At 57.8% G+C, this 3321-nt stretch carries 4 protein-coding genes; all 4 read right to left on the reverse strand.

Annotated features, from left to right (window positions below; genetic code table 11):
• Positions 1-906 (reverse strand): aspartate-semialdehyde dehydrogenase (asd, locus tag AAC035_RS19925; RefSeq protein ID WP_339806867.1); only part of this gene is annotated, 906 nt, incomplete at its 3' end.
• A 131-nt stretch (positions 907-1037) separates the two neighbouring features.
• Positions 1038-2111: a 3-isopropylmalate dehydrogenase gene (gene leuB, locus AAC035_RS19930; protein WP_339806868.1), complete on the reverse strand. Its 1074-nt coding sequence runs from the start codon at positions 2109-2111 to the stop codon at positions 1038-1040.
• Between the two features lie 41 nt (positions 2112-2152).
• Complete coding sequence (gene leuD, locus AAC035_RS19935) at positions 2153-2800, reverse strand: 3-isopropylmalate dehydratase small subunit (protein WP_339806869.1); 648 nt, start codon at positions 2798-2800, stop codon at positions 2153-2155.
• A gap of 17 nt (positions 2801-2817) precedes the next feature.
• The coding region (locus AAC035_RS19940; RefSeq protein WP_339806870.1) for an aconitase family protein at positions 2818-3321 on the reverse strand (504 nt) is incomplete at its 5' end.

A 3321-nucleotide genomic window follows, 5' to 3' on the forward strand; every position in this document is an offset into this window, starting at 1 on the left:
GTCGTTGCCACCGGCCAGGATTTTCTCGATTTCAGCCACCGACAGGTCCTTGCGCAGCTTGATGGTCAGCGCCTGGCTGTGAGACCGCATGGCGCCAATCCGTACACAGAGACCATCAATGGGAATCGGATTATCACTGCGACCAAGAATCTTGTTGGTCTCGACACCCGCCTTCCATTCTTCTTTGCTCATACCGTTCTCGAGCTGTTTGTCGATGAACGGAATCAGACTGCCCGCCAGTGGCACCTGGAAGTGCTCGATGGGGAAGTCGCCGGAGCGCATGGTGTCGGTGACTTTACGGTCAATCTCGAGAATCGCGGAAGCCGGATCGTCCAGCTCCGGCTTCACGCTGCTGTTCAGTTCACCCATCTGGCTCAGCAATTCCCGCATGTTCTGGGCGCCAGAACCGGAGGCTGCCTGATAGGTCATGGGCGACACCCACTCGATCAGGTCCTGCTCCAGCAGACCACCAAGGGCCAGCATCATCAGGCTGACCGTACAGTTGCCACCGATAAAATCCTTCACGCCCTTGTCCAGAGCCTGGTCAATGACGTTGCGGTTGACAGGGTCCAGCACGATCACCGAGTGGTCGGCCATCCGCAGGGTAGAGGCAGCATCAATCCAGTAACCGGTCCAGCCGGTATCCCGCAGCTTGCCGAACACCTCGGTGGTGTAGTCACCACCCTGACAGGTAATGATGACGTCCATAGCCTTCAGGGCGTCAATATCGAACGCATTCTGCAGTGCTGGAACACCCTCTTTGCCAACGTCCGGAGCAGGCTTTCCAGCCTGGGATGTAGTGAAAAACACCGGATCGATGTCGGCAAAATCGTTTTCTTCACGCATGCGCTGCATGAGCACGGAACCCACCATGCCACGCCAGCCTACTAGTCCAACTCGCTTCATGGGCGACCCTTGAACCTCATATTATGCCCACCCGCTGCCGGTATCGCTGACAGGGACAGGATGGATGATCCCGCAGCGACTGCATGCTGTCGCTGTCGGGTCTGGAAATTCTGCGGAACAGGCCTGGCCGGTTACAGCGCCGCCAGTACCGCCTCGCCCATATCACGGGTCGACACTCTGGTGGCACCTTCAGACATGATGTCTGCGGTACGCAGGCCCTGATCCAGTACTTTACTGACCGCTGCCTCAATGGCCAGGGCGGCGTCTTCCTCGCCCAGGCTGTATCGCAACATCATGGCGGCACTGAGAATGGTGGCCAGCGGATTGGCAATACCCTGCCCGGCAATGTCCGGCGCTGAACCATGGCAGGGCTCGTACATGCCCTGTTTTTCCGAATTCAGCGAGGCGGACGGCAGCATACCGATAGAGCCGGTAAGCATGGCCGCTTCGTCAGAAAGAATATCACCAAACATGTTACCAGTCACAATGACATCAAACTGCTTGGGCGCCCGCACCAGTTGCATGGCGGCGTTGTCCACGTACATGTGGGACAGTTCCACATCCGGATAGTCCTTCGCCATCTCGGTCATGATTTCGCGCCACAGCACAGTCACTTCCAGGACGTTGGCCTTGTCCACAGAACACAGCTTCTTGTTGCGTTGTTGCGCCGCCTCAAAGGCCACCCGACCGATACGGCGGATCTCGGATTCGCTGTACACATAGGTGTTGTAACCCTGGCGTTCGCCCCCCTCCAGCTCCCGAATGCCCCTGGGCTGACCGAAGTAGATACCGCCGGTGAGCTCCCGCACGATCAGGATATCGAGCCCGGAGACCACTTCCGGCTTCAGGGACGATGCCGACGCCAGTTGCGGGTACAGAATGGCAGGGCGCAGGTTGCCGAACAGCTCAAGGTTCGAGCGCAGGCCCAGCAGGCCTTTTTCGGGACGCTTCGCCATTTCCAGATGATCCCACTGGGGACCGCCCACAGCGCCCAGCAGAATGGCATCAGCCTTGCGGGCCTTGTCGAGGGTTTCTCCGGGCAGGGGTTCACCGGTAGCGTCGATGGCGGCACCACCGACCAGTGCGGTATCAAAGTTCAGGTCCAGGCTGAACCTGTCATTCACCTTGTGCAGAACCTTTTCGGCTTCCGCCACGATTTCCGGGCCAATGCCGTCACCCGGCAGCAGTAATACAGTCTTGGACATGTCAGTTTCCTGTTATCAGTCAGCGAATAGCGCGTACCGGTTCAGCGGCCGGCATCGAACAGCCAGGGCGATGTTTGCCGGCGTTTCTCTTCATAGGATTTGATGAATTCGGCGTCTTCCAGAGTCACACCAATATCGTCCAGGCCGTTCAGCAAACAGTGCCGCCGGAAGTCGTCCACCTCAAAGCTGAAGGACGCGCCACCCGGGGTGGTGACGGTTTTTGCCTGCAGGTCCACGGTCAACTGATAGCCGGGCACCGACTCAGCCTCAACGAACAATCTATCAACAGTTTGTTCATCAAGAACAATGGGTAACAAGCCATTCTTAAAGCAGTTGTTATAGAAAATGTCGGCAAAACTCGGGGCAATAATGGCCCGGAAGCCGTAATCATCCAGGGCCCAGGGGGCGTGTTCACGGCTGGAACCACAACCGAAGTTGGCCCGGGCCAGCAGCACACTGGCGTTTTTATAACGGTCCTGATTCAGCACAAAATCCGGATTCAGCGGACGCTGGGAGCTGTCCTGATCCGGCTTGCCTTCGTCCAGGTAACGCAGTTCATCAAACAGGTTGGGGCCAAAGCCCGTGCGCTTGATGGATTTCAGAAACTGTTTCGGAATAATCATGTCCGTATCCACATTGGAACGGTCCATGGGGGCCACAAGCCCCTGGTGTTGCGTAAATGGTCGCATGGTCTGTCTCCTGTGGATCAGTGCATCAATTCGCGAACGTCGACAAAGTGGCCCTTGATCGCTGCCGCTGCGGCCATGGCCGGACTCACCAGATGGGTTCGACCACCAAAGCCCTGACGTCCTTCAAAATTACGGTTGGAGGTAGAGGCACAATGCTCGCCCTGCCCCAGATTGTCCGCATTCATGGCCAGACACATGGAGCAGCCCGGATCACGCCACTCCAGACCTGCTTCCAGAAAGATCTTGTCCAGTCCTTCCTGCTCCGCCTGGGCCTTCACCAGCCCGGAGCCCGGCACCACCATGGCCTGCTTGAGGGTGGCGGATACCTTGCGACCCTTGACCACCGCAGCAGCTTCACGCAAGTCCTCGATACGGCTGTTGGTGCAGGATCCGATAAACACCCGGTCCAGCCGGATATCTGTTATCGCCTGGTTGGGCTGAAGGCCCATATACTTGAGAGCGCGAACGATGCCTTCCCGTTTGATGGGATCTTCCTCGGCAGCGGGATCAGGCACTTTGAC

Source organism: uncultured Marinobacter sp., assembly GCF_963974375.1.
Lineage (GTDB): Bacteria > Pseudomonadota > Gammaproteobacteria > Pseudomonadales > Oleiphilaceae > Marinobacter.

Bases quoted from the DNA above. Each gene is read 5' to 3' on its own strand.
- leuD (WP_339806869.1), bottom strand. From the start codon at position 2,800: ATGCGACCATTTACGCAACACCAGGGGCTTGTGGCCCCCATGGACCGT.
- leuB (WP_339806868.1), bottom strand. From the start codon at position 2,111: ATGTCCAAGACTGTATTACTGCTGCCGGGTGACGGCATTGGCCCGGAA.